Raw genomic sequence first — 23,683 nt, forward strand, 5'->3', positions numbered from 1 at the left:
ATTTCGTCCTTACGCCCATTTCTTCCTTACGTCATAAAGGGCAACCCTTTGCGCACCGACGAAGGAACTGACCATGCGCGCCGCCCCCCTCCTGCTCCTCACCGCCTTCACCCTCGCCGCCTGCGGTGAGACCGCCACCCTGTCCGTCGATAAGGGTCAGGGCGCCAATCCCGAACTGCCCGCACCCAAAAAGACGCCCCTGCCCACGGTCAAGGTCGCCGACGCCACCGGCTGGCCCGCCGGCGAGAGGCCCACCGCGGCCAGGGGGCTCAAGGTAACGGCATTCGCCGCCGGGCTCGATCATCCGCGCTGGCTCTACGTTTTGCCCAATGGCGACGTGCTGGTGGCCGAGAGCAACGCTCCGCCCAAGCCAAAAGACAATAAGGGCATCAGGGGCTTGGTCATGGGTCTGGTGATGAAAAAGGCCGGGGCCGCTACCAAATCCGCCAACCGCATCACCCTGCTGCGCGACGCCGACGGCGACGGCCATGCCGAGGTGCGCTCAACCTTCCTGACCGGCCTGATGTCGCCCTTCGGCATGGCGTTGACCAACGGGCGGCTGTATATCGCCAATGCCGACGCCGTGGTCAGCGTGCCCTACGCCAATGGCGACCTCAAGGCCTCCGCCGCACCGGTCAGGCTGACCGACCTGCCCGGCGGCCCGATCAATCACCACTGGACCAAGAGCCTGATGGCCTCGAAAGACGGTCGGTTCCTTTATGCCGGCATCGGCTCCAATTCCAATGTCGGCGAAAACGGTCTGAACGTCGAAAAAGACCGCGCCGCCATACTCGAAATCGACATCGCCACCGGCCAGCGCAAGGTTTTCGCGTCAGGCCTGCGCAACCCGGTCGGCATGGACTGGAACCCCGCCACGGGCGAGTTGTGGGTGGCGGTGAACGAGCGCGACGAGATCGGTTCGGACCTCGTGCCCGACTACATGACCTCGGTACGGCGGGGCGGCTTCTACGGCTGGCCGTGGAGCTATTACGGCCCGCACATCGATGAGCGCGTCCAGCCGCCGAACCCGGACAGGGTCTCCAAAGCCATCCGCCCCGACTACGCGCTGGGGCCGCATACGGCGTCGCTGGGCCTCGCCTTTTACACCGCCGACGCCCTGCCGCAGTACAAGGGCGGCGTCTTCGTCGGGCAGCACGGCTCATGGAACCGCAATCCGCCATCGGGTTACAAGGTCATCTTCGTGCCGTTTAACGGCGATCAGCCCTCCGGCCCGCCGCAGGACGTGCTGACCGGCTTTCTGAAAGACGGCAAGGCGAGAGGCCGCCCCGTCGGTGTGGCGGTGGATGCGCACGGCGCGATTCTGGTGGCCGACGACGTCGGAAACATCATCTGGCGCGTGGCGAAATAGCCCCTGTTACCTTACGAAACAAGGCGTGCGCCGGGTAGCGCTATCATGTCCCGCATGAGGGTATTTTTGCGCTTGACTTGACGGGGCTTAGGGACAAAACCAAATTCGCAAAATCATGGATTTGCCGCCGGTTTTCGACGGCCCTGAGCATAAGGGATACGCATATGACTTTACGCGTGGCGATTAACGGATTTGGCCGCATCGGCCGTCTGGTTCTGCGTTCGATCATCGAGAACAACCGCACCGATATCGAAGTGGTCGCGATCAACGACCTCGGTCCGGTCGAAACCAACGCCCACCTGCTCCGTTACGACTCCGTGCACGGCAAGTTCCCCGCCGAAGTAAAGGTCGACGGCGACACCCTCGTCATCACCGCCAACGGCAAGACCTACGCGCCGATCAAGGTCACCGCGATCAAGAACCCGGCCGAGCTGCCGCACAAGGCCCTGAACGTCGATATCGCGCTGGAATGCACCGGCATCTTCACCTCGAAGGAAAAGGCCGCGGCCCACCTCGAAGCCGGCGCAAAGAAGGTTATCATCTCGGCCCCCGGCGACAATGCCGACAAGACGATCGTCTATGGCGTCAACCACGACACCCTGACCGCCGAAGACACGATCATCTCCAACGCCTCGTGCACCACCAACTGCCTGTCGCCGGTCGCCAAGGTCCTGTCGGACCTGTGCGGCATCGAGCGCGGCTACATGACCACCATCCACTCCTATACGGGTGACCAGCCGACGCTCGACACCATGCACAAGGACCTCTACCGCGCCCGCGCGGCGGCCCTGAGCATGATCCCGACCTCGACCGGCGCCGCCAAGGCCATCGGTCTGGTCCTGCCGCACCTGAAGGGCAAGCTGGACGGTTCGTCGATCCGCGTCCCGACCCCGAACGTCTCGGTCGTCGACCTCAAGATCGTGCCGACCCGCCCGGTCACGGCCGAAGAAGTCAACGCCGCCATCATCGCCGCCGCCGACGGCCCGATGAAGGGCGTGCTGGCCTATACGGACGAGCCGCTGGTGTCTTCGGACTTCAACCACAACCCGGCCTCTTCGACCTTCGCGCTCAAGCAGACGCAGGTCATCGACGGTCAGCTGGTGCGTATCCTGACCTGGTACGACAACGAGTGGGGCTTCTCTACGCGCATGTCGGACACCGCCGTCGCGCTCGGCAAGTTCCTGTAATAAGCTAGGCCCCGCCGGAGTGATCCGGCGGGGTTTATCTTAAGAAAATCGACAATCACCTATGTCGGAAAAATTCAACAGTGATATTGGAAATATTTCCAAGCCTTTGAGTTACTGCGTATGGCTTTTTTACGCGCTGCTTGTTGGTTTTATAAATCCCCTTTTAACTCAATTTGCAAGTTTGCATATTGGCATTCCCGAAAAGCACTTATCGCCAGTAATTCCTTTAATTTATACTGGTTTATTCATATACAATTTTCTATTTATCGTTGATTTCAAGAATAAAAATTCTAACTCTGAAATGATATCGCACACGATTATAATTACCTCCATACCCTTATCCATAATTACTGGATCATACGCGTTCCTTATCGCCACCCAAAAACTCAACCTTCCGCTCTGGTTGAAAATTTCAGCATAGGCATAACTGAAAAAACCAATAGGATGTTCAATGACCTTCAAAACCCTTGATGATGTTTCCGACCTTCACGGCAAGACCGCGCTGGTGCGCGTCGATTTCAACGTGCCGGTCGAAGACGGTCGCATCACCGACGACACCCGCCTCAAGGTCGCCCTGCCGACTATCCGCAAGCTGACCGAAAAAGCCGCCAAGGTCGCCCTGCTGGCCCATTTCGATCGCCCCAAGGGCAAGGTCGTCCCGGAAATGTCGCTGGCTTTCGTGGCCCCGGCCCTGTCCGACCTGCTGGGCGCACCGGTGCAATTCGCCAGTGACTGCGTGGGCGACGACGCCAAGGCGCTGATCGAGGGCCTGCCCGACGGCGGCGTCATCCTGCTGGAAAACGTCCGTTTCTATCCGGGCGAGGAAAAGAACGATCCCGCGTTTGCGCAACAATTGGCCGATCTCGGCGACATCTACGTCAATGACGCCTTCTCGGCCGCGCACCGCGCCCACGCCTCGACCGAGGGCGTAGCCAAGCTCCTCCCCGCCTATGCCGGCGAATCCATGCGCCGCGAACTGGATGCGCTGAATGCCGCGCTCGGCGCGCCGGTTAAGCCCACCATCGGCATTGTCGGCGGCTCCAAGGTCTCGACCAAGCTCGACCTGCTGAAAAATCTGGTGGGCAAGCTCGATGCCCTGGCCATCGGCGGCGGCATGGCTAACACCTTCCTCTACGCCCAGGGCCATGAGGTCGGCGGTTCGCTGTGCGAAAAGGACCTCAAGGATACGGCGCTGGAAATCCTGAAAGAAGCCGAGGCGAAGGGCTGCCGGATTCTGCTGCCGCTCGACGTCGTCGTGGCGCAGGAATTCAAGGCCAATGCCGCCAACCGTACCGTCGATCTGGGCGCGGAACTGTCCGCCGACGACAAGATTTTCGACGCCGGCCCCAGGACCGTCGCGCAGTTGAAGGACGTCATCGCCAACTCCAGGACGCTGATCTGGAACGGCCCTCTGGGTGTGTTCGAACTGCCGCCATTCGACGCCGCCACCGTCGAAGCGGCGAAATTTGCTGCATTGCAAACCAAATCGGGTAAACTGGTTGCCGTTGCGGGCGGCGGCGATACGGTGGCCGCTCTCAACCACGCTGACGTCGTGCAGGACATGACCTTTGTATCGACGGCCGGTGGCGCGTTTCTTGAATGGATGGAAGGCAAGGAATTGCCGGGCGTTGCCGCGCTCGGTTAAGCCTTTCAAGGACTAAAGCTGGAATGTCAGGGCGTTCCGGTATAAAATTTGATTATTTTCAGGGTTTCGCTGGCTGAGACCGGAACATCGGCCGCCGGACGGAACCCTTCACTGAGCATATGAAAGAGGGAAATTATCATGGCTCGCATCAGTCTGCGACAGCTTCTCGACCACGCGGCCGAGAACGATTACGGCGTCCCCGCCTTTAACATCAACAATATGGAGCAGGGTCTGGCCGTCATGGACGCCGCCCGCAAGGCCGAAAGCCCCGTCATCATTCAGGCGTCGCGCGGCGCGCGCAACTATGCGCACGACACCATGCTGACCAAGATGATCGACGCTCTGGTCGAAATCTACCCGGAACTGCCGATCGTCATGCACCAGGATCACGGTAATTCGCCGGCGACCTGTGCCACCGCCATCCAGAACGGTTTCACCTCGGTGATGATGGACGGTTCGCTGATGGCCGACGCCAAGACCCCGGCCGACTATGACTACAATGTCAACGTGACCAAAACCGTCGTCGACTTCGCCCACGCCTGCGGCGTGTCGGTCGAAGGCGAACTGGGCGTGCTGGGCTCGCTGGAAACCGGCATGGGCGAAGCCGAAGACGGTCACGGCGCCGAAGGCGTGCTCGACCATTCGCAACTGCTGACCGACCCGGATCAGGCCGTCGATTTCGTCGCCAAGACCAATGTCGATGCGCTCGCCATCGCGATGGGCACGTCGCACGGCGCTTACAAGTTCTCACGCAAGCCGGACGGCGAAGTGCTGGCCATGCACGTTATCGCCGAGATCCACAAGCGCCTGCCGAACACCCACCTCGTCATGCACGGCTCGTCCTCGGTGCCGCAGGAACTTCAGGACCTGATCAACGCCTTCGGCGGTGAAATGCCGCAAACCTACGGCGTGCCGGTCGAAGAACTGCAAAAGGCCATCAAGATCGGCGTGCGCAAGATCAATATCGACACCGACTGCCGCATGGCCATCACCGGCACCATCCGCAAATACTTCATCGAGAACCCGGCCGGTTTCGACCCGCGCTCGTACCTTAAGCCTGCCAAAGAAGCCATGCAGCAGGTCTGCTACGACCGTTTCGTGCAGTTCGGCACCGCCGGCAACGCCTCCAAGATCAAGGCCAAGCCTTTGTCGAGCATGGCGAAATATTATCTGGCTTAAGCCCATCCCCGATATCGGGAAAGGTTATAAAGAAGGTCGCCCGCAAGGGCGGCCTTTTCTTATGCCCCGTCGCGCGCTGAGCGATGGGCTCCCCTTATTTTTCCACAGATGGCCACAGACAAACACAGATGGCATGTGTGTTGCCATCGTGCCTCAACCTCAACCGTTTGGCTCCCAGCTATCAGGACGCTCGAACCATCTGTGTGCATCTGTGGCCATCTGTGGAGAATCTTTTTTGTTGAACCGGCTCCCCGCATAAAAAAATCAACCGCCCTCTTGAAGCGGCCATAACCCTCCCCAAATTCATAAACGTAAGACGCCGACACCGGGTCTTTCTGGAAAGCTTCATCGCCCGTTTCGGGGATGCGCAAGCGATCCAACCGACAACCGAAGACAGCTTACGCCGCTGTCGATCTCGCTTCTGACAAGGAGACTCTATATGCGTACTCAAATCGATTTTTCCCCCCTGTACCGCAGCGCCGTTGGCTTCGACCGTCTGGTCAGCCTGCTTGATTCCGCTGCCCGTACCGACGCCGCGCCGGGCTGGCCGCCGTACAATATCGAACGCATCGCCACCGGTACGGACGGTGACGGCGACGCCTACCGTATCGAGATCGCCGTAGCCGGCTTCCGTCCCGACCAACTGAATATCGAGGTCAAGGAAAACGTTCTGACCGTCACCGGTAAGAAGGATGCCGAAGACGGTTCGCGCACCTTCCTGCATCGCGGTCTGGCCGAACGCAGCTTCGAGCGCCGCTTCCAACTGGCCGACCATATCCGCGTCACCGAGGCCGAACTGGCCAACGGGCTCCTGACCCTCAATCTGGTGGTCGAAATCCCGGAAGCGAAGAAGCCCAAGCAGATCGCCATCAAGACCTCCGACAACAGCCCGCAGGCGCTGGAAGCCGCTGAGTAGGGCTTTTTTTGTCGCGCATTTGATCCGAAAACCGCTTCACACTTTTCGGAATGCGCTTGAAATGCACTGAATGCCGCTTCGGTCGGAGCGTATCGGTGCCGCTGATCCCCGACCGATCGGGTCGCGTCTCTTATATCTCTCTGATGAGAGACGCGACCCACCACCTGATCTTTTTCGCTCCCATTTCCGGAACTTGGCCGGAAGCGTGCCCCCACGCTTCCGGTTTTTATGCCGTCTCGGTCTCACGCACATAGGCCCGGTGCATGGCGTCCTCCTGCTCGCGCCATTGCCTTAGCAACGTCATACGCCGCGTCGGGTAGCGCTCATCGGCGACGCTCATATTGCGGATGCGGTCCGAGCGGAAATGACGGAAATCCTGCCGCAGCTCGCACCACCCCACCAACAACCGCGCCCGCTCGTAGAAGCCCAGCGCCACCGGCCAGACGATGCGCACCGTCTGCATTTCTTTCACGTCGCTATAGTCCATGACCAGCTTGCGCTCGGATTTCAGCGCCTGACGGATCATCTTGAGATAACGGTCCTCGAACTCCGACACCTCCGCGTCCTTCCACGGTGGCGGCACCATCAGGCCGGTCGTTTGCAGGCTGTCGCGCATATCATCGGGCAGGACGGCGTTGATCTTGGCCAGCGCATTGACCGCCGCCGCCGAAATGGCGCGGTCGGTGCGCCCGGCCACCCATTTGACCCCCAGTGCAATGGCCTCGATCTCGTCGTGCGACAGCATCAGCGGCGGCAACATGAAGCCCGGCCTGAGCAGAAACCCCACCCCGGCCTCCGCCTCGATATCCGCCCCCTGCGCGCGCAGGGCGTCGACGTCGCGGTACAGCGTGCGCAGCGACACGTTCAGTTCCTGCGCCAGACTGTCGCCCGTTACCGGATAGCGGTGCCGCCGCAAAATCTGTAGCAAATTCAAAAGCCGGGCGGCGCGCGACATATCCCTTCCCCCGCGTCAGTTCGTTCCTGACATATCGCAAAAAGAGGAACAAAGCAAAAACAAAATCTACAAAACCGCCAGCGCCTGTTCGATATCGGCGATCAGGTCGTCCGGATCTTCCAGCCCCACATAAAGACGCACATAGCTGCCTTCCAGCGGCGCGTGATCCTCCGGCGTCAGCTTGTGGCGGCCCAGGAACTGCGGCTCGCAATTGACCGCCAGACTCTCATAACCGCCCCACGAAAAGCCCAGCCCGAACAGTTTGAGCGCATTGAGGAAACGCTGAGACGCCGCCTCGCCGTCACCTTTCAACACGACAAGGAACAGACCGTTCGGCGCGGTGAAATCGCGGCGGAAGACGTCGCTTCCCGGATGGCTGTCGAGCCAGGGATGCACGACGCGGATCACCTCCGGACGCCCTTGCAGCCATTGCGCCACCTTCAGCCCCGCCTCGCCCGACTGTTTCAGGCGCAGGTGCAGGGTGCGCAAGCCCCGCAGGGCCAGATAGGATTCGTCGGCCGAAGTGAAGAAGCCCCACGCCTTGATAGCGTCATAGATGCGCTTGGCCAGCGCCGCGTCGTTCACCGCCACCGAGCCGATCAGCAGGTCGGAATGGCCGCCGACATATTTGGTCAGGGCCTGCATGGACATGTCGCAGCCGTGGGCCAGCGGTTTGAACAGCACGCCCGCGCCATAGGTATTGTCGCACAGGGTCAGTATGCCCCGCGCCTTCGCCGCCGCAGCGATGGCCGGGATGTCTTGAATTTCGAAAGTCAGCGAACCGGGGCTTTCGAGGTAGATCAGCTTCGTCCTTTCGGTGGCCAGCGCCAGAACCTCTTCCGCCGTCGCCGACGGCGCATACCAGGTCACATCGACACCGAAACGCGCCAGTTGCGAATCAAGGAAGCGGCGCACCGGACGATAGGCCGAATTGACCGCCAGCACGTGATCGCCAGCTTGGAGCACCGCAAAGATGGGCAGGGTCTGCGCCGCCAGGCCGCTGGGCAGGATGAAGGCCTCCTCCGCCCCTTCCAGTTCGGCCAGCAATCGGCACAGTTCGCGCTGGGTCGACAGGCCCTCGGTGCCGTAGGTCGGCTTGAGGTCGTCGCGATAGAGCACCTCGGCGCTTTCCATCAGCACGGTCGATCCGCGTTCCACGGGCGCATTGACCGCGCGGCGGCTGCGGGCCTTGTCGAGGACGGGCGAAATGACGCGGGTGGTTTCACGCATGGGAGGAGCCTTTCGTATACGATCACTGCTTTGCCGCCGAAACGTCGCCGACGCAAGCGATGTCTCATGCCGGGGACGAATTAGAACGGCTAATCCAAGCTCGTAAAAATCGTCGCCTGACCAATTGTCATGGATTTGGCATATGGTCCGTCATGGGGTAGGCTGCCGCGCGATTGATGACGTGTGGACAAAATTCCTACCAAATCGCATTCGTAACCGGCCTTTTCCCACTGGAGACCGACCATGACCCGATCCGCTACGCTGTCCCGCCGCTGGCTGCTGAAAGGCGCCGCCGCCGCGGGTTTCACCGGTTCGGCCCTGTCTCTGGCCGCCTGCGGCAATGCGGATGACGCCGCCGCAACGACCCTGCTCAACGTCTCCTACGACCCGACGCGCGAGCTTTACACGGCCTATAACAAGCTGTTCCAGACCAAGACGAAGACGCCGGTGACGGTGAATCAGAGCCACGGCGGTTCGGGCAAGCAGGCCACCGCCGTCATCGAAGGGCTCGATGCCGACATCGTTTCGCTGGCGCTGGCCCACGACATCGACGCCATCGCCGAACGTGGCCTGATCGGCACCGACTGGGCCGGGCGTCTGCCGCACAATTCGACCCCCTACTATTCGACCATCGTGTTTCTGGTGCGCAAGGGCAACCCCAAGGCCATCAGGGACTGGTCCGACCTGATCAAGCCGGGCGTCGGCGTCATCACGCCCAACCCGAAGACGTCAGGCGGCGCGCGCTGGAACTATCTGGCGGCCTATGGCTGGGCCAAGACCAACGGTCAGGACCCGGCGGCCTATATCGAAGCCCTCTATCGCAACGTCCCGGTGCTCGACACCGGCGCGCGCGGCTCGACCACCACCTTCGTTCAGCGCGGTCAGGGCGATGTGCTGCTGGCCTGGGAAAACGAAGCCCTGCTGGCTCTGAAAGACGCCGGGGCCGAAGCCTTCGAGATCGTCTACCCGTCGCTGTCGATCCGCGCCGAGCCGCCGGTCGCCGTCGTGGACAAGAATGTCGACAAGAAGGGCACCCGCGAAATCGCCGAAGCCTATGTGAAGGGCCTGTTCGACGACGACGCGCAGAAACTGGTGGCCGAAAACTTCTACCGTCCGGTCAGCGAGACCGTCGCCGCGCAGTTCACGGATAAGTTCCCGCAACTGCGCCTGTTGTCAGTGGACACCGACTTCGGCGGCTGGAAGAAAGCCCACGCCGATTTCTTCGCGGCGGGTGCGGCCTTCGATGCGCTGCAAGCCAAGCTGAACAAATAATTGATGAGTTCGAACGCTACCCCTGCACCGGGCGCCGCTCCGCTTGCGACCGAAGGTTACAAGCCGCCCAAGGCCACGCACAAGGCGCGCGTGTTGCCGGGCTTCACCCTGTCGCTGGGCGTCACCCTGACCTATCTGTCGCTGATCGTCGTGCTGCCGCTAGCGGCGCTGCTGGCGCGGCCGTGGGAGCACGGGCTCGACGGTGTCTGGGCGACCATCAGCGATCCGCGTGTCCTGGCAAGCTTGCGCCTGACCTTCACCACCTCATTGCTGGCGGCCCTCGTCAACCTGTTCGCCGGTCTGGTCGTCGCCTGGGTGCTGACGCGCTATGAATTTCCGGGCAAGGGGCTGGTCGATGCGCTGGTCGATCTGCCCTTCGCCCTGCCGACCGCTGTCGCCGGCGTGTCGCTGTGTTCGATGTACGCCGCCAACGGCTGGGTCGGCAGTCTCTTTGCGCCCCTCGGCATCAAGATCGCCTATACGCCGCTCGGCATCTTCGTGGCGCTGGTCTTTGTCGGCCTGCCCTTCATCGTGCGCTCGGTCCAACCCGTGCTGGCCGAATTCGACGCCGAGGTCGAGGAAGCCGCCGCGACACTGGGCGCCACGCCGCTTCAGACCACCTTGCGCGTCATACTGCCGTCGCTGGCCCCGGCCCTGCTGACCGGCTTCTCACTGGCCTTTGCCCGCGCCGTCGGCGAATACGGCTCGGTCATCTTCATCGCCGGCAACATGCCCTTCGTGTCGGAAATCACGCCGCTGCTGATCGTCATCAAACTGGAAGAGTTCGACTATGCCGGCGCGGCCGCCATAGCGGTGGCCATGCTGAGCCTCGCCTTCCTCAGTCTGCTGCTGGTCAATGCCGTGCAACTGCTGCTGTCGCGCCGGGGACGCGCCTGATCATGAGAGCCCGCGCCCCCGAAAAGCCGAAGACTCCCGCCGCCTTCGCCCTGATGCTGATCGCCTTCGTGTGGATGGCGCTGGTCATCGTCCTGCCGCTGGCCAATGTGCTGGCCGAAGCCTTCAAACAGGGCGTGCAGCCCTATCTGTCGTCGATCGTAAAGCCCGACGCGCTGAGCGCCATCCGCCTGACCCTGATCGTTGCCGCCATCGCCGTGCCGCTCAACGCCGTCTTCGGCATCGCCGCCGCCTGGTGCGTGACGCGCTTCGATTTTCCGGGCAAGGGCCTGTTGCTGTCGGTCCTCGACCTGCCCTTCACCATCTCGCCCGTCATTTCGGGCATGGTGTGGGTGCTGCTGTTCGGCGCGCACGGCTGGTTCGCCAGCGTCCTCGAAGCCTCGAATATCAAGATCATCTACGCCCTGCCCGGCCTCGTCATCGCTACGGTGCTGGTCACCCTGCCCTTCGTGGCGCGCGAACTGATCCCGCTGATGCAGGATCAGGGCACGGACGAGGAAATCGCCGCCGTGACGCTGGGGGCTTCGGGCTGGGACGTCTTTTTCCGCGTGACCCTGCCCAATATCAAATGGGCCCTCACCTACGGCGTGCTTCTGTGTACGGCGCGGGCCATGGGCGAATTCGGCGCGGTGTCGGTGGTTTCAGGCCATATCCGCGGCTTGACCAACACCCTGCCCCTGCACATCGAAGTGCTCTACAACGAATATGACAGCGTGGGGGCCTTCGCCGCCGCCACGTTGCTGGCCGGGCTGGCGCTCGTTACGCTGGTCCTGAAAACCCTGCTGGAATGGCGCTTCGGCGACGAACTGGCCGCCAACAGAAGACACTGACCGAGTTCCCATGTCACTAGTCGTCAAAAACATCACCAAATGCTTCAGCGACTTCGCCGCGCTCAACGACGTGTCGTTCGAGGCGCAGCCGGGCGAATTCCTGGCCCTGCTCGGCCCGTCGGGTTCGGGCAAGACGACGCTGCTGCGCCTGCTGGCCGGGCTTGACCGCCCCGATACAGGCAGCATCGATTTCGACGGGCTCGATTACCTGACCCTGTCCGCCCGCGAACGCCGCGTCGGCATGGTGTTTCAATCCTACGCCCTGTTCCGCCACATGACCGTGGCGCAGAACATCGCCTTCGGCCTCAATGTGCGCCCGGCGAAAGAGCGCCCGTCCAAGGCCGAGATTCAGGCGACGGTCCAGCGCCTTTTGAAACTGATCCAGCTCGAAGACCTCGGCAAACGCTACCCCAGCCAGCTCTCCGGCGGTCAGCGTCAGCGCGTGGCGCTGGCCCGCGCGCTGGCTATCAATCCGCGCATCCTGCTGCTCGATGAGCCCTTCGGGGCGCTCGACGCGCTGGTGCGCAAGGACCTGCGCCGCTGGTTGCGTCGCATCCACGACGAAACCGGCGTCACCACCATCTTCGTCACCCACGATCAGGAAGAGGCGCTTGACCTCGCCGACCGCGTGGTGGTGCTGAAAGACGGCCAGATCGAGCAGATCGGTAAGCCGCTGGAGCTTTACCGCCATCCGCAATCGGCCTTCGTGTTCGATTTTCTGGGGACGGCCAATCAGGTGCCGGCCAGCCTGTCGGACGGCCTCGCTGATTTCGGCGGCTTCTCTGCACCGGTCGTGAGCCCCAGAGCGCTGACGGGTGCGCAAACGGTGCGTTTCCGTCCCTTCGACGCGCATCTGCACCGCGAAGGCCCCGGCTTCGAGGCCAAGGTGCTTTCGCTGCTGCCCGCCGGGGCTAATCTGCGTCTGGAACTGCAAACCCCGGCGGGTCAGGTGTTCGAAACCCAGCACGCCCATGATTCGGAGGCGTCGGAGCTGAAGCTCAACGACACCGTCTATCTGCGTCCGTCGAAGGTCTACGCGTTTTAAAAAGTTCCTCCCCCTGGAATCAGGGGAGGAACTCATGAATATCACTCCGCGCCCGCCATGGCCGCTTCAAGGCCCGGTGCATTGGTGCGCCAGGTATGGCCGATATGGTCCGCGACCGGGTCGGTGAAGATATATTCCTCACCCGCTTCCAGGCCCGCGACAATGCGTTTGGCGGCGCTTTCCGGCGTGGCTTTTTCCAGCGGAATATCGCGCGCCAGGTCGGTGTCGATCGGTCCGGGGAAGATGCCCAGCACCTTGACGCCCGTGCCTTTCAGACCGGCGCGCGCCGACTGCGTCACCGACAACAGCGCCGCCTTCGAGGCCGAATAGCCGCCCAGCGAGGCCACGGCTACGAGGCCCACGACGCTGATGACATTGGCGATAGTGCCCGCCCCCTTGGCCACCAGCTTCGGCGCAAAGGCCTGCATGACCCGCAGCGTGCCATAGAAATTAGCATGGAAATCCGCGCCGATGGTGTCGAGCGGGCTGTTCAGCACGTCCGAGAACACCGCCGTGCCGGCATTGTTGACGACGATATCGACATCGCCCGCCGTTTCGGCGGCCGCCTTGACCTGTGCTTCGTCAGTGATGTCGAGCGTCAGGGGCACGACGCGGGCGTCGCCGAAATCGGGCAGCGAAGCCGGGTTACGCGCGGCGGCGTAGACCTTCTTGACATCGCGGGTGAGCAGTTCGCGCACGGTGGCGGCGCCGATGCCGCGATTGGCGCCCGTAACGAGGATAATTTGGTTGGACACGGACATGGCAGCCTCCTTGGGCTCAGGATAAAAGTAAACCGATCTGTTTACATAACACCGATGTAAACCGTTCTGTTTACTTTTGCAAGCGGTTGGGCTATATTTTTTCCATACCGCCTCATCAAAGGCTTACCGATCCTTGCCCCCAAAGCCGCAAACATGACCAAACCGCAGAAGAAACAGGATATTATCGATCACGCCTTCGAGCTGTTCTACGACCACGGCTTCAGCCTGGGGGTAGACGCGGTCATGGCCGACACCGGCATCTCGAAGCGCACCCTGTATAAATATTTCCCCTCCAAGGAGGCCCTGATCGCCGAACTGGTCGATCACTACCGCGAACAATCCCTGCCGCAGTTGCGCGCCGCTGTAGAGGCCCTCAGCCCCGATCCCAAAGGCCGGCTGATGGCCCTGTTCGACGTGCGTCAGGCCCTGTTCGCCCAAGGCTGCTTTCGGGGATGTCTCGCCGTGTCTGCGCGCTTGGAATATGGCGGCCGTCAGCCGGAGATCGAAGCCGCCGCCGTGGCCATGTTCGCCGATATGCGCGCGCTGGTCGGGGATCTGAGCGCCCTGACCGGCCATCCGCATCCCGACGTTCTGGCCGAGCAGGCCATGGTCCTGTTCAACGGCGCGGTCGTTGCCGCTCAGGCCACGCGCAGCGCCGCGCCTTTCGATGCGGCAAAGTCGGTGTTGAAGGTGCTGCTGAACTAAGCGGCACCTGCGCCACACTTGCCGCTTATCCACGCTTGCCGGGCGTCAAAGACTTGACCCCTGCCCGCGCCGCTCCTAACACACCGCCGTGCAGACGGTGCCGCAGCGATGCGGATTAAAAGGGAAGCGGGTGTAAATCCTGCGCTGTCCCCGCAACTGTAAGCGTCGAGTGTTCCGCCACGCGCCACTGGTCATTCTTTAGATCGGGAAGGCGGCGGAACGCGCCTGAGACGCGAGCCAGGAGACCTGCCCCTGCTGTCGTCCTTTGCGTGGTCGGGGTGTGCCACAAGAGCGGATACGCCTTTGATCAAAGGCCTTCCTCAGAGACGATTCGTGGTGCGCGCCGGTCCGTCCGGGGCGCTCGTCCTGTTGTGAATAGGCATAAGACCTTGAAAATCCTGCTTTGCGGCGTCGCCTTCGCCGCCCTCCTTACATCTCCCGCATTTGCCGAAGACGCGCCGCAGGAGGTGATCGTCACCCTGACGCGCGAACCCGTCGCCCTGTCGAAGGTCGGCCAGAGCGTCACCACCTTTGACGCCGACGCCATCGCGCGCAGCCAGGACGTCTATCTGAAGGACCTCATCGCCCGCAGCCCCTCGGTCTCGATCGCCCAGACCGGCGGCCCCGGTCAGGTTGGCACGGCGCGCTTTCGTGGCGCGGAGAGCGACCGCAGCCTGTTCCTCCTCGACGGGGTGAAGCTGGGTGACGCCTCGCAGATCGGGGGCGGCTTCAACCTCGGCCTCCTGGCGCTGAACGATGCCGAACGCGTCGAAATCCTGCGTGGCCCGCTGTCGACCCTGTGGGGTTCGCAAGCCATCGGCGGCGTGGTCTCGGTCACCACGCGCAAGCCCGTCGCCCCGTTCGAAACGCAGGTTTCCGTCGAAGGCCTCGACGAATACGCCATCGCCCGCGCCGGCATCGGCGGCAAGGCCGGCAATCTGAGTTGGCGCATCGCCGGGTCCTATACCGATGACGACGGCGTCTCTTCGCTGCGCGGCGGTGCGGAAAACGACGGCTTCACCCAGAAGCACCTCAACGCCTATATCCACTACGCCCTGAGCGCCACGTCGGGCCTGAGCGCGCGCCTCGCCACGACCAGAAGCGACTACGATTTCGACGGCTACAATGCGTCGTTCCAATTGGCCGACACCCGCGACACCGGCTTTCAGGACGAGACCCTGGCCAGCCTCGGCTACTCTAATCAGGTCTTCGACGGCCGCCTGAAGCAGACCTTCACCCTCAGCCGCACCCAGACCGAGCGCTCGACCTCGGACCTCGCCAACGCGACCGCCTATCCCTTTGAAGGCCGTCAGGTCAGCTTCGACTATACCGGCGCGCTGGCCCTGACCGAAGCGTCGAAACTGGTCTTCGGCGCGTCCAGCGAGCGTTCGACCGCCATCGCTTCCGGCCTCGACAAGAGCGTCACCCTCAACGGCCTGTTCGCGCAACTGCGTCAGGATTTCACAGGCGGCCTGACCGTCAATGCCAGCGTGCGCTATGACGACCACTCGGTTTTCGGCGACAACACCATCGGTCAGATCGCCGCCGCCTACGCACTTAATGACGCCGTGGTCTTCCATGCCAGCCTGGGTCAGGGCTTCAAGGCCCCCAGCCTCTATCAGCTTTATGACGGCTGGTCGGGCAATCTCAAGCTAAAGCCGGAAGAAGCGACCAATCTCGATTTCGGCGTCGACTATTACGGCGCGAACGACAGCCGCTACGGCGTCTCGGTCTTCGGCCGCAAGACCGAGAACCAGATCGACTACGACATGTCGACCTTCACCTACGGCAATATCGCCGAAACCAAGGCCTATGGCATCGAACTGGAAGGCGAAACCCGCCTGACCGACACCGTGCGCCTGTCGGGCAATTACAGCCACATCATCGCCCGCGACGACGCCAAATCGAGCGCCACCTATAAGAACGATTTGGGCCGCGCGCCAAAGCACCTCGCCAATGCCAGCCTTGACTGGCAGGCGACCGAGACCGTCTCGCTCGGCGCTTCGGTGCGTTATGCGGGCAAGTCGTTCGAGAACATCTACAATAGCCGCGTGCTCGACGCCTACACCCTGCTCGACCTGCGCGCCAACTACGCGCTGAACGAGACGGTGGCGCTGTATGGCCGCGTCGAAAACGCCACGGACGAGGACTATGAGACCGCCGCCAACTATGCCTCGGTCGGTCGCCGCCTGTGGCTGGGCGTGCGCGCCAGATACTGATCAAGTTCCCTTTGAAACCAAAGGGCAAGGGTCTATAAGGGAGCCTCTGATGACCGAGGCTCCCTATGACCGCCGATACCGCACACGTTTTCCAGACCTATGACGTCACCACCCACCCGTCGCAGGGGGTGACCCACGTCGCCGCATTGCGCGCGCAGTTTGCCGGTCTGGGCATCGACGGCTTTCTGGTTCCGCACGAGGACGAACATCAGAACGAGTACCTGCCCGACGCCAATGAACGCCTGGCCTGGGTGTCGGGCTTTACCGGTTCGGCGGGCGCGGCCCTGATCCTCAAACACACGGCTATCCTTTTCGCCGATGGGCGCTACACCCTGCAATCGCGCGAACAGACCGACCCGTCGGTGTTCGAAGTTGTCGATTTCACCGCTACCGCCATGGCCGAACAGATCGCCGATCAGCCCCGCGGCAGCGTCATCGGCTACGATCCCCGCCTGCACAGCCCCTCGGCGCTCAAGGCGCTGCACACTGCCGCGACGGGCGCAGGCGTGACGCTGAAGGCCGTCGACCCCAATCCCATCGATCTGGCGTGGGGCGACGCCCGTCCGGCCCAGCCCGTGACGCCGGTCGTGCCGCAACCGCTCGAATTCGCCGGCGTATCGTCCGCCGACAAACGCGCCCGACTGGCCGAGGGCCTGCGCGCCCGCAACGTGGCCGCCGCCCTGATCACGGCCCCGTCTTCGATCGCCTGGCTGTTCAACGTACGCGGCGGCGACGTCATCCGCTCGCCCCTGCCGCTGGCGCAAGGTCTGCTCAAATCCGACGGCACGGCGGAACTGTTCCTCGAACCAGCCAAGGTCAGCGAGGGCCTCTCCGAATGGCTGGGCAACGAAGTGGCCCTGAAAACCCCCGATGACGTCCCCACAGCGCTGGCGGCCCTGTCCGGTCAGGGTGTGCTGATAGACCCCAACTGGTCCTCGGCGTGGTGGGTGCAGGCCGTAGAGAGCGCCGGGGCGAGGCCGGTTCTGGGCGACGACCCCTGCCTTGTCCCGCGCGCCTGCAAGAACGCGGCGGAAATCAACGGCACCACCGAAGCCCATATCCGCGACGGCGCTATTCTGTCCGAATTCCTCTACTGGGTCGCCACCGAAGCGCAAACCACTCTGCCCTCCGAAATCGAGGTGGCACAGAAGCTCGAATCCTTACGCATCGCGTCGGGCGTGGTGAAGGACCTCAGCTTCGACACCATTTCGGGCTTCGGCCCGCACGGGGCCCTGCCGCATTACCGCGTCAACGAACAGAGCAATATCCGCATCGCCCACGGCAACCTGCTGCTGGTCGATTCCGGCGGGCAATATGTCGACGGCACCACCGATGTCACGCGCACCATGGCCATCGGCACACCGACCGCCGAACACAAGCGCATGTTCACGCTGGTGCTCAAAGGGCATATTGCGCTGGCCATCATCCGCTTCCCGGCGGGCACCACCGGCACGCACCTCGATGCGCTGGCGCGGCAGTTCCTGTGGAACGCCGGCTTCGACTACGATCACGGGACGGGTCACGGCGTCGGCGTCTATCTGGGCGTCCACGAAGGCCCGCAGCGCATCGCCAAGGCGCTCAACGCCTACGCCCTGCAACCGGGCATGATCGTCTCCAACGAGCCGGGCTTCTATAAGGCCAACGACTTCGGAATCCGTATCGAGAACCTGCAATATGTCACCGAGGCCGCGCCGATTGCGGGCGGCGAGCGCCCGATGCTGGGTTTCGCCAACCTGACCTGGGCCCCGATCGACCGCGCGCTGATCGAGGTGTCGCTGCTCAGCACCGACGAGCGTCGCTATATGGACGACTACCACGCAAAAGTGCTCGAACTGTTGTCGCCGCGGGTGAAACCCGAGGTTGCCGACTGGCTCAAAACCGTCTGCGCGCCCTTATAATCCGTTTATGTCAGGCGCAAGCAACTCCGCCTGACCCCTTATCCCGCAACGGTTAGAGTGTGTCTGTAGCATTCAGTATGCGGAGGGACATCATGCCAGCCAGCACCGTTTTCCAGCCTGCCACCGACACCTTCGGCCAGTTCAATGTGTCGCACGCCCCGCGTCACGCCCTGTCGCCCGAAGTTGAGGCGCATAAGGCCGCCCGCAAGCACTTCCTCATCGGCGCCGGCTTCGTCGTCGGGCTGATCGCCTTTTTCGGCGGCCTCTCAGTGGCCGACCGCGCCTTCTTCCCTGAGCCGCAACTGACCGCGCAGGAGCAGGCCTATTTCGCCACCGCGCTGGATTAAAGAGCCCCCCTCGCCCCGCTTGCGGGGAGAGCCGGGCGGCCGGTGCCGGTTGGGGTGAGGGGCATTCTTTGTGAGGCTCGCCCCTCATCCGTCCTCGCTATGCTCGGCCACCTTCTCCCCGCAAGCGGGGAGAAGGGAATTACTCAACCCCGATAAAGGCCAGCCACTCGTCTTCGGTCATCACCTGAACGCCCAGTTCGGCAGCCTTTTTCAGCTTCGAGCCCGCGCCCGGCCCAGCCACGACGATATGCGTCTTGGCCGAGACCGACCCCGCCACCTTGGCCCCCAGCCGTTCAGCCTGCGCCTTGGCCTCGTCGCGCGTCATCTTTTCCAGCGTGCCGGTGAAAACGACCGTCTTGCCCGACACCGCAGAGTCGCCGGCGACGACCTCGGCATCCTGCACGCTGAGTTGCTCGGCGAAGCGCTGATAGATTCCGATATTATGATCGTTCGAGAAGAACTCGATCAGCGCGGCCACCAGTGAAGGCCCGACCTGATCCATATTATCGAGCGTCGCCTTGACCTCTTCGTCGCCATCCGCCAGAGCCGTCATCGCCTCACGAAAGGCCTGTTCTGAATGATAGGCCCGCGCCAGCAGCCGCGCTGTCGTCTCACCCACGCCCTTGACTCCCAGCGCCGCAATAAAGCGGTCGAGCGGCAATTGCCGCCGGTCCTCAATGGCCTTGAACAGGTTGCGCGCACTCGTCTCACCCATACCCTCGCGGTTGCGCAACGGCGTCAGTGACATCTTGTCACGCGCTTCAAGTGTAAAGATGTCCGCCGGTTCGCGGATCAGCCCTTCCTCGCTGAACTTCTGAAGCTGCTTTTCGCCCAGCCCTTCGATGTCCAGCACCTTGCGGCTGACGACGTATTTCAGATACTCGACGCGCTGATGCGGGCAGGCGTGCTCGCCGGTGCAGCGCCGCGCCACTCCTTCTTCGCCCTTGAGGTTCAGTTCACGCACCACGGCGGTCTTCAGCGGACAGGGGCATACGGTCGGGAATTGGTAGGGTTCAGTCCCTTCCGGACGCTCGGACAACTCGACGCCGACGATCTGCGGGATGACATCCCCGGCGCGCTGCACGCGGACCAGATCGCCGATACGGATGTCCTTGCGCGCTATCTCGTCGGCATTGTGCAGCGTCACGTTCGACACCACCACGCCGCCGACATTGACCGGCTCCAGCCGCGCCACGGGGGTAAGTGTCCCGATGCGCCCGACCTGAATATCGATGGCCTTGAGGTGCGTCAGGGCCTGTTCCGCTGGGAATTTGTGCGCAATCGCCCAGCGCGGCGAGCGCGACACGAATCCCAGCCGCCGCTGATAATCCAGCCGATCGACCTTATAGACCACACCGTCAATGTCGTAGCCGAGGCCTGACCGGTCGCGCTGAATGCCGTCATAGATGTTCAGCAGGCCGTCGCTGTTTTCGGTCGTGGCCGAGCGCGGATTGACCTGAAACCCCCATTCGCGGAATTTGGCCAGCGCCTCGGTCTGGGTGGCTACGAAATTGGGGTCCGAAATCTCACCCCAAGTATAGGCGAAAAACCGCAGGGGCCGCGAGGCGGTGATGGTGGCGTCCAGTTGCCGCAGCGCGCCCGACGCCGCATTGCGCGGATTGGCGAAGACCTTACCGCCCTCTTCGGCGGATTTGGCGTTCATGGCGGCGAAATCGGCCAGCGGGTAATAGACCTCGCCGCGGATTTCGATGCGTTCCGGATGGCCTGCGCCGCTCAACATATGCGGCACGTCCTTGATGGTCCGCACATTCTCGGTGATGTCCTCGCCCGTGCGCCCGTCGCCGCGCGTCGCCGCCCGCACCAGCGTGCCGTTCACATAGAGCAGCGAACAGGACAGGCCGTCGATCTTGGGTTCGACCGCGAAGGCCAGGGCCTCTTCCGGCGGCAGACGCAGGAAACGGCGGATGCTCTTTTCGAAATCGGCCACGTCTTCCGGTGCGAAGGCGTTGTCGAGCGACAGCATCGGCACGCCGTGCTGAACCGGGGCGAATTTGCTCGAAATCTCGGCCCCCACCTGTTCGGTCGGGCTGTCGACCGTGTGCAGGTCGGGATACTGCGCCTCCAGCGCGCGCAGTTCCTGCTCCAGCGCGTCGTAGTCGGCGTCGGTGAGTTCCGGGGCTTCCTGATTGTAGTAGAGATCGCGGTGATGCTTGATCTCGGCAGAAAGCTGTGCGTGGCGCGTGCGCGCCGTCTCGGGTGCGTGTGTGGTCATTTTTATCTTATTCCCCCTCTCCCCGCCTGCGGGGAGAGGGCTGGGGTGAGGGGCATATTTATACGTAACGGCCCCTCATCCGTCCTCGCTACGCTCGGCCACCTTCTCCCCGTAAACGGGGAGAAGGGCTATTGTTATCCCTTCACCAGCGCAATCGCAGCCGCGCGGGCTTCGGGGGTGATTTCGGCGCCCGACAACATGCGGGCCAGTTCTTCCAGCGTCTCGTCCTTGCTCAGTTCGATGACGCGCGAACGCATCCCCTCCCCGGCATCGGCCTTCGACACTTTCAAATGCTGATCGCCGCGCGCGGCCACCTGCGGCGAATGGGTGACGACGATGACCTGAGACCGCTGAGCCAGCTTACGCAGGCGCAGGCCCACGGCATCGGCGACCGCGCCGCCCACGCCCTGATCGACCTCGTCGAAGATCATCACCGGCCCGGCAGCATCCTCGCCGCCCCGCGTCGACAGCGCCGCCTTAAGCGCCAAGGCGAAGCGCGCCAGTTCGCCACCCGACGCGATGGCCGCCATGCCCCCCCAGTCGGCTCCGGGATTGGTGCGCACCTCAAACGTAACCACATCGCCGCCCGTCGCCCCGTACTTTTCCGGCTCCAGCGGGCGGATGGCGACGCGGAAGGCCGCCTTGTCGAGCTTGAGCGGCACCAGTTCGGCCATGACGGCGGCGCTCAACGCCTCACCCGCGGCGATACGCTTGTGACGCAGGGTCTCGACCGCCGCGAAGAAGCCCGTTTCCGCCGCCGCAATCGCCGCCGCCAGCTTCTTCAGTTCAGCGTCGGCGTCTTCGATCCGACCCAGCGACTGGGCGATCTCGGCGCGCTTTTTGGGCAGGTCCTCGACCAGAATATTCAGTTTGCGCGCCATGGCTCGCAGGGAGAACAGACGCTCCTCGACGCGATCCAGCTTGCCCGGCTCGACATCCAGCGCATCGGCGGCGGCGTCCATCAGGGCCAGCGCCTCATCGGCCGCGATCAGAGTGCGGTCGAGCGCCTCGGCGGCATCAGACAGGGCCTTGAGCACCGCATGGCCTTCGCCGGCCCCGGCCTGCTGGGCGCGGGTGCGGGCGTGGTCGAGCGCCCGGAAAGCCTTGGACAGGCGTTGCGACAACTGATCGCCGCCCACCGTGGTCCGCGCCTCATTAATGTCTTCCAGCGCCCGCTCGGACGCCCCCAGTAGCGCGCGATCAGACGCCAGATTGGCCTCCTCGTCCGGCTGCGGGTTGAGGCGGTCCAGTTCCTCAAGGCGCAGCGTCAGTTCCTCAATCTCCGCCGCCGCATTGTCCGACTGACGCTTGAGGTCGCGGTACTGATCGCGCAGGCTTTTCAGCGTGCGGAACGCCGCCGTCGTCGTCGCCAGCGCGCCCTCGCAACCGCCATAGGCGTCGAGCATGGCCCCGTGGGTGCGCGGATCGAGCAGGCCCACCGTCTCGTGCTGACCATGCACTTCCAGCAGGCCGTCGCCCAGGGCCTTGAGCACGCTGACCGACACCGACTGATCGTTGACGAAGGCTTTGGAGCGCCCGTCGCGGCTGACCACGCGGCGCAGCAGCAGCGGTTCGCCGGCCTCCACAGCCAGTCCCTTGTCTTCGAGAAATTCGTACAACGGATGCCCGGCGGTCAGATCGAACTCCGCCGTCACCGAAGCCTGCGGCGCGCCCGCACGGATCAGCCCGGCATCGCCGCGCGCGCCGGTGGCTAGTCCCAGACTGTCGAGAATGATGGATTTACCGGCCCCGGTCTCGCCCGTCAGGACCGAAAGGCCCTGCCGAATATCGAGATCCAGCCGGTCGACAAGCACAACGTCCTGAATGGAAAGGCGTGTGAGCATGGAACCCCTGATATTAAAGCATTCGCCAGCTCAACTGAGCCGGCGAATGCTTTAATTTCTTGTAACGCCTCATGTTTTTCCGAAAAGCGGCATCCACTTTTCGGCATAAGGCTCCAAAAACCCCGATTCGACATCAGGGTCATTTGTCTCAGATTACATCGGGTTGATGCGGCTTAGCCAGCTCTTTTTCTCTTTTTGTTCTTTTTTCGCCGCCTTGGTTTTTTCGGCGATGGGTAGCGGTTTGATGTCGAGCGGCTGACCGCGTTCCTGCATCAGCTTGTAGGCCGCATTGTACCAGCGGTCGCCCGCATAGTTGTAGCCCAGCACGGCGGCGTTGCGGTTGGCTTCGTCGGTAATGCCCATCATCAGATTGGCTTCGACAAGGCGGTACAGGGCCTCCGGCGTGTGCGAGGTCGTCTGATAGCGGGTGATGACGGTGCGGAAGCGGCCGATGGCGGCCAGAGGCTGATTGTCGGCCAGATAGAAACGGCCGATCTCCATCTCCTTGCCCGCAAGCTGGTCATAGACCATGTCGAGCTTCACCTGCGCATCGCGGGCGTATTCGGTGCCCGGGTAGCGCTGAACGATCTCGCGCAGATAGGCTTGCGCGGTTTCGGTATAGGCCTGATCCCGGCCCACATCGACGATCTGCTCGAAATAGTTGATGGCGCGCATATAGTAGGCGTACGGCGTCAGGGGCGAGCCCGGATAGAGCTTGATGAAACGCTCCGCCGCCGCCGTCGATTCGTTGTAATCATTGGCCTGATAGTGGGCGTAGATTTCCATAACGATCGAACGGCGCGACCATTCCGAATAGGGGTGCTGACGCTCGACCTCTTCGAAATAGTCAATGGCTTCGTTCCAGCTCTTTTCGTCCAGACGCTGCATGCCGGTATTGTAGAGCGCCTCCACCGGGCGCTCTTCGTAGACCAGACGCGTGCGCTGCTTCGGCTTGCCGGCGCAGGCCGTCAGGGCCACGGCGGCCAGAGCCGTCAACAGCAGGAGCTTACCAGATGTCTTGAAGGCGTTCCGGGTGAGGGAGACGGTCGAAGGGGTATGGGCCGGCACGGTAGATCCTCATCAGGCCGGATCGGGCGCCCGGCAGTCTTAACGCTTTATGGAGGATAGCTCTA

General features: G+C 62.8%; 19 protein-coding genes and 1 riboswitch. Of the genes, 13 read left to right on the forward strand and 6 right to left on the reverse strand.

Annotated features, from left to right (window positions below):
• Window positions 1–73 precede the first annotated feature (73 nt).
• From LH365_RS10235 to LH365_RS10255, 5 genes are all read left to right on the forward strand, one after another.
• Window positions 74–1,369: a sorbosone dehydrogenase family protein gene (locus LH365_RS10235; protein WP_226743535.1), complete on the forward strand. Its 1,296-nt coding sequence runs from the start codon at window positions 74–76 to the stop codon at window positions 1,367–1,369.
• 164 nt (window positions 1,370–1,533) lie between these two features.
• Window positions 1,534–2,556 carry a type I glyceraldehyde-3-phosphate dehydrogenase gene (gene gap, locus LH365_RS10240; RefSeq protein WP_226743536.1) on the forward strand — a complete coding sequence of 341 codons (1,023 nt, stop codon included), beginning with the start codon at window positions 1,534–1,536 and terminating at the stop codon, window positions 2,554–2,556.
• Window positions 2,557–3,007: 451 nt separating this feature from the next.
• Window positions 3,008–4,201, forward strand: a complete 1,194-nt coding sequence (pgk, locus tag LH365_RS10245) for a phosphoglycerate kinase (protein ID WP_226743537.1) — start codon at window positions 3,008–3,010, stop codon at window positions 4,199–4,201.
• A gap of 138 nt (window positions 4,202–4,339) precedes the next feature.
• Window positions 4,340–5,380 (forward strand): class II fructose-bisphosphate aldolase, encoded by a 1,041-nt coding sequence (gene fba, locus LH365_RS10250; protein WP_107870742.1) that lies wholly within the window; start codon window positions 4,340–4,342, stop codon window positions 5,378–5,380.
• Window positions 5,381–5,819: 439 nt separating this feature from the next.
• Window positions 5,820–6,296: an Hsp20 family protein gene (locus tag LH365_RS10255; RefSeq protein ID WP_226743538.1), complete on the forward strand. Its 477-nt coding sequence runs from the start codon at window positions 5,820–5,822 to the stop codon at window positions 6,294–6,296.
• A 226-nt stretch (window positions 6,297–6,522) separates the two neighbouring features.
• On the opposite strand, the gene LH365_RS10260 is transcribed toward LH365_RS10255, so the two are convergent.
• Together LH365_RS10260 and metC are read right to left on the reverse strand one after the other, a co-directional pair.
• Window positions 6,523–7,251, reverse strand: coding sequence for a YafY family protein (locus LH365_RS10260; protein ID WP_226743539.1), 729 nt, complete (start codon window positions 7,249–7,251; stop codon window positions 6,523–6,525).
• A 66-nt stretch (window positions 7,252–7,317) separates the two neighbouring features.
• A complete protein-coding gene (gene metC / locus LH365_RS10265; protein ID WP_226743540.1) occupies window positions 7,318–8,481 on the reverse strand; it encodes a cystathionine beta-lyase in 1,164 nt (387 codons plus the stop codon).
• Window positions 8,482–8,724: 243 nt separating this feature from the next.
• On the opposite strand from metC, the gene LH365_RS10270 reads away from it, so the two are divergent.
• From LH365_RS10270 to LH365_RS10285, 4 genes are read left to right on the forward strand one after another with little or no spacing between them, the layout of a single operon-like run.
• A complete protein-coding gene (locus LH365_RS10270; RefSeq protein ID WP_226743541.1) occupies window positions 8,725–9,753 on the forward strand; it encodes a sulfate ABC transporter substrate-binding protein in 1,029 nt (342 codons plus the stop codon).
• Between the two features lie 3 nt (window positions 9,754–9,756).
• Window positions 9,757–10,650 (forward strand): sulfate ABC transporter permease subunit CysT, encoded by an 894-nt coding sequence (cysT, locus tag LH365_RS10275; RefSeq protein WP_226743542.1) that lies wholly within the window; start codon window positions 9,757–9,759, stop codon window positions 10,648–10,650.
• 2 nt (window positions 10,651–10,652) lie between these two features.
• Complete coding sequence (cysW, locus tag LH365_RS10280) at window positions 10,653–11,498, forward strand: sulfate ABC transporter permease subunit CysW (RefSeq protein ID WP_226743543.1); 846 nt, start codon at window positions 10,653–10,655, stop codon at window positions 11,496–11,498.
• 10 nt (window positions 11,499–11,508) lie between these two features.
• Window positions 11,509–12,543 (forward strand): sulfate/molybdate ABC transporter ATP-binding protein, encoded by a 1,035-nt coding sequence (locus LH365_RS10285; RefSeq protein ID WP_226743544.1) that lies wholly within the window; start codon window positions 11,509–11,511, stop codon window positions 12,541–12,543.
• 41 nt (window positions 12,544–12,584) lie between these two features.
• Here LH365_RS10285 and LH365_RS10290 read toward each other — a convergent pair whose 3' ends face one another.
• Complete coding sequence (locus LH365_RS10290; RefSeq protein ID WP_226743545.1) at window positions 12,585–13,304, reverse strand: SDR family oxidoreductase; 720 nt, start codon at window positions 13,302–13,304, stop codon at window positions 12,585–12,587.
• A 153-nt stretch (window positions 13,305–13,457) separates the two neighbouring features.
• On the opposite strand from LH365_RS10290, the gene LH365_RS10295 reads away from it, so the two are divergent.
• The 4 genes from LH365_RS10295 to LH365_RS10310 all read left to right on the forward strand — a co-directional run bounded on the left by LH365_RS10295 (window position 13,458) and on the right by LH365_RS10310 (window position 18,473).
• Complete coding sequence (locus tag LH365_RS10295; RefSeq protein ID WP_226743546.1) at window positions 13,458–14,009, forward strand: TetR/AcrR family transcriptional regulator; 552 nt, start codon at window positions 13,458–13,460, stop codon at window positions 14,007–14,009.
• A 78-nt stretch (window positions 14,010–14,087) separates the two neighbouring features.
• Window positions 14,088–14,278: riboswitch (cobalamin riboswitch) on the forward strand.
• 120 nt (window positions 14,279–14,398) lie between these two features.
• Window positions 14,399–16,228, forward strand: a complete 1,830-nt coding sequence (locus LH365_RS10300; protein ID WP_226743547.1) for a TonB-dependent siderophore receptor — start codon at window positions 14,399–14,401, stop codon at window positions 16,226–16,228.
• 65 nt (window positions 16,229–16,293) lie between these two features.
• On the forward strand, window positions 16,294–18,126 hold the full coding sequence (locus tag LH365_RS10305; RefSeq protein WP_226743548.1) for an aminopeptidase P family protein: 1,833 nt from the start codon (window positions 16,294–16,296) through the stop codon (window positions 18,124–18,126).
• A 92-nt stretch (window positions 18,127–18,218) separates the two neighbouring features.
• Complete coding sequence (locus LH365_RS10310; protein ID WP_226743549.1) at window positions 18,219–18,473, forward strand: hypothetical protein; 255 nt, start codon at window positions 18,219–18,221, stop codon at window positions 18,471–18,473.
• A 139-nt stretch (window positions 18,474–18,612) separates the two neighbouring features.
• Here LH365_RS10310 and ligA read toward each other — a convergent pair whose 3' ends face one another.
• The 3 genes from ligA to LH365_RS10325 form a co-directional block, all read right to left on the reverse strand.
• Window positions 18,613–20,706, reverse strand: coding sequence for an NAD-dependent DNA ligase LigA (ligA, locus tag LH365_RS10315; protein ID WP_226743550.1), 2,094 nt, complete (start codon window positions 20,704–20,706; stop codon window positions 18,613–18,615).
• A gap of 134 nt (window positions 20,707–20,840) precedes the next feature.
• Window positions 20,841–22,550, reverse strand: coding sequence for a DNA repair protein RecN (recN, locus tag LH365_RS10320; RefSeq protein ID WP_226743551.1), 1,710 nt, complete (start codon window positions 22,548–22,550; stop codon window positions 20,841–20,843).
• A gap of 153 nt (window positions 22,551–22,703) precedes the next feature.
• Window positions 22,704–23,618, reverse strand: coding sequence for an outer membrane protein assembly factor BamD (locus LH365_RS10325; RefSeq protein WP_370639725.1), 915 nt, complete (start codon window positions 23,616–23,618; stop codon window positions 22,704–22,706).
• Between the last annotated feature and the right edge of the window lie 65 nt (window positions 23,619–23,683).

It is taken from the genome of Asticcacaulis sp. AND118, assembly GCF_020535245.1.
GTDB lineage: Bacteria > Pseudomonadota > Alphaproteobacteria > Caulobacterales > Caulobacteraceae > Asticcacaulis.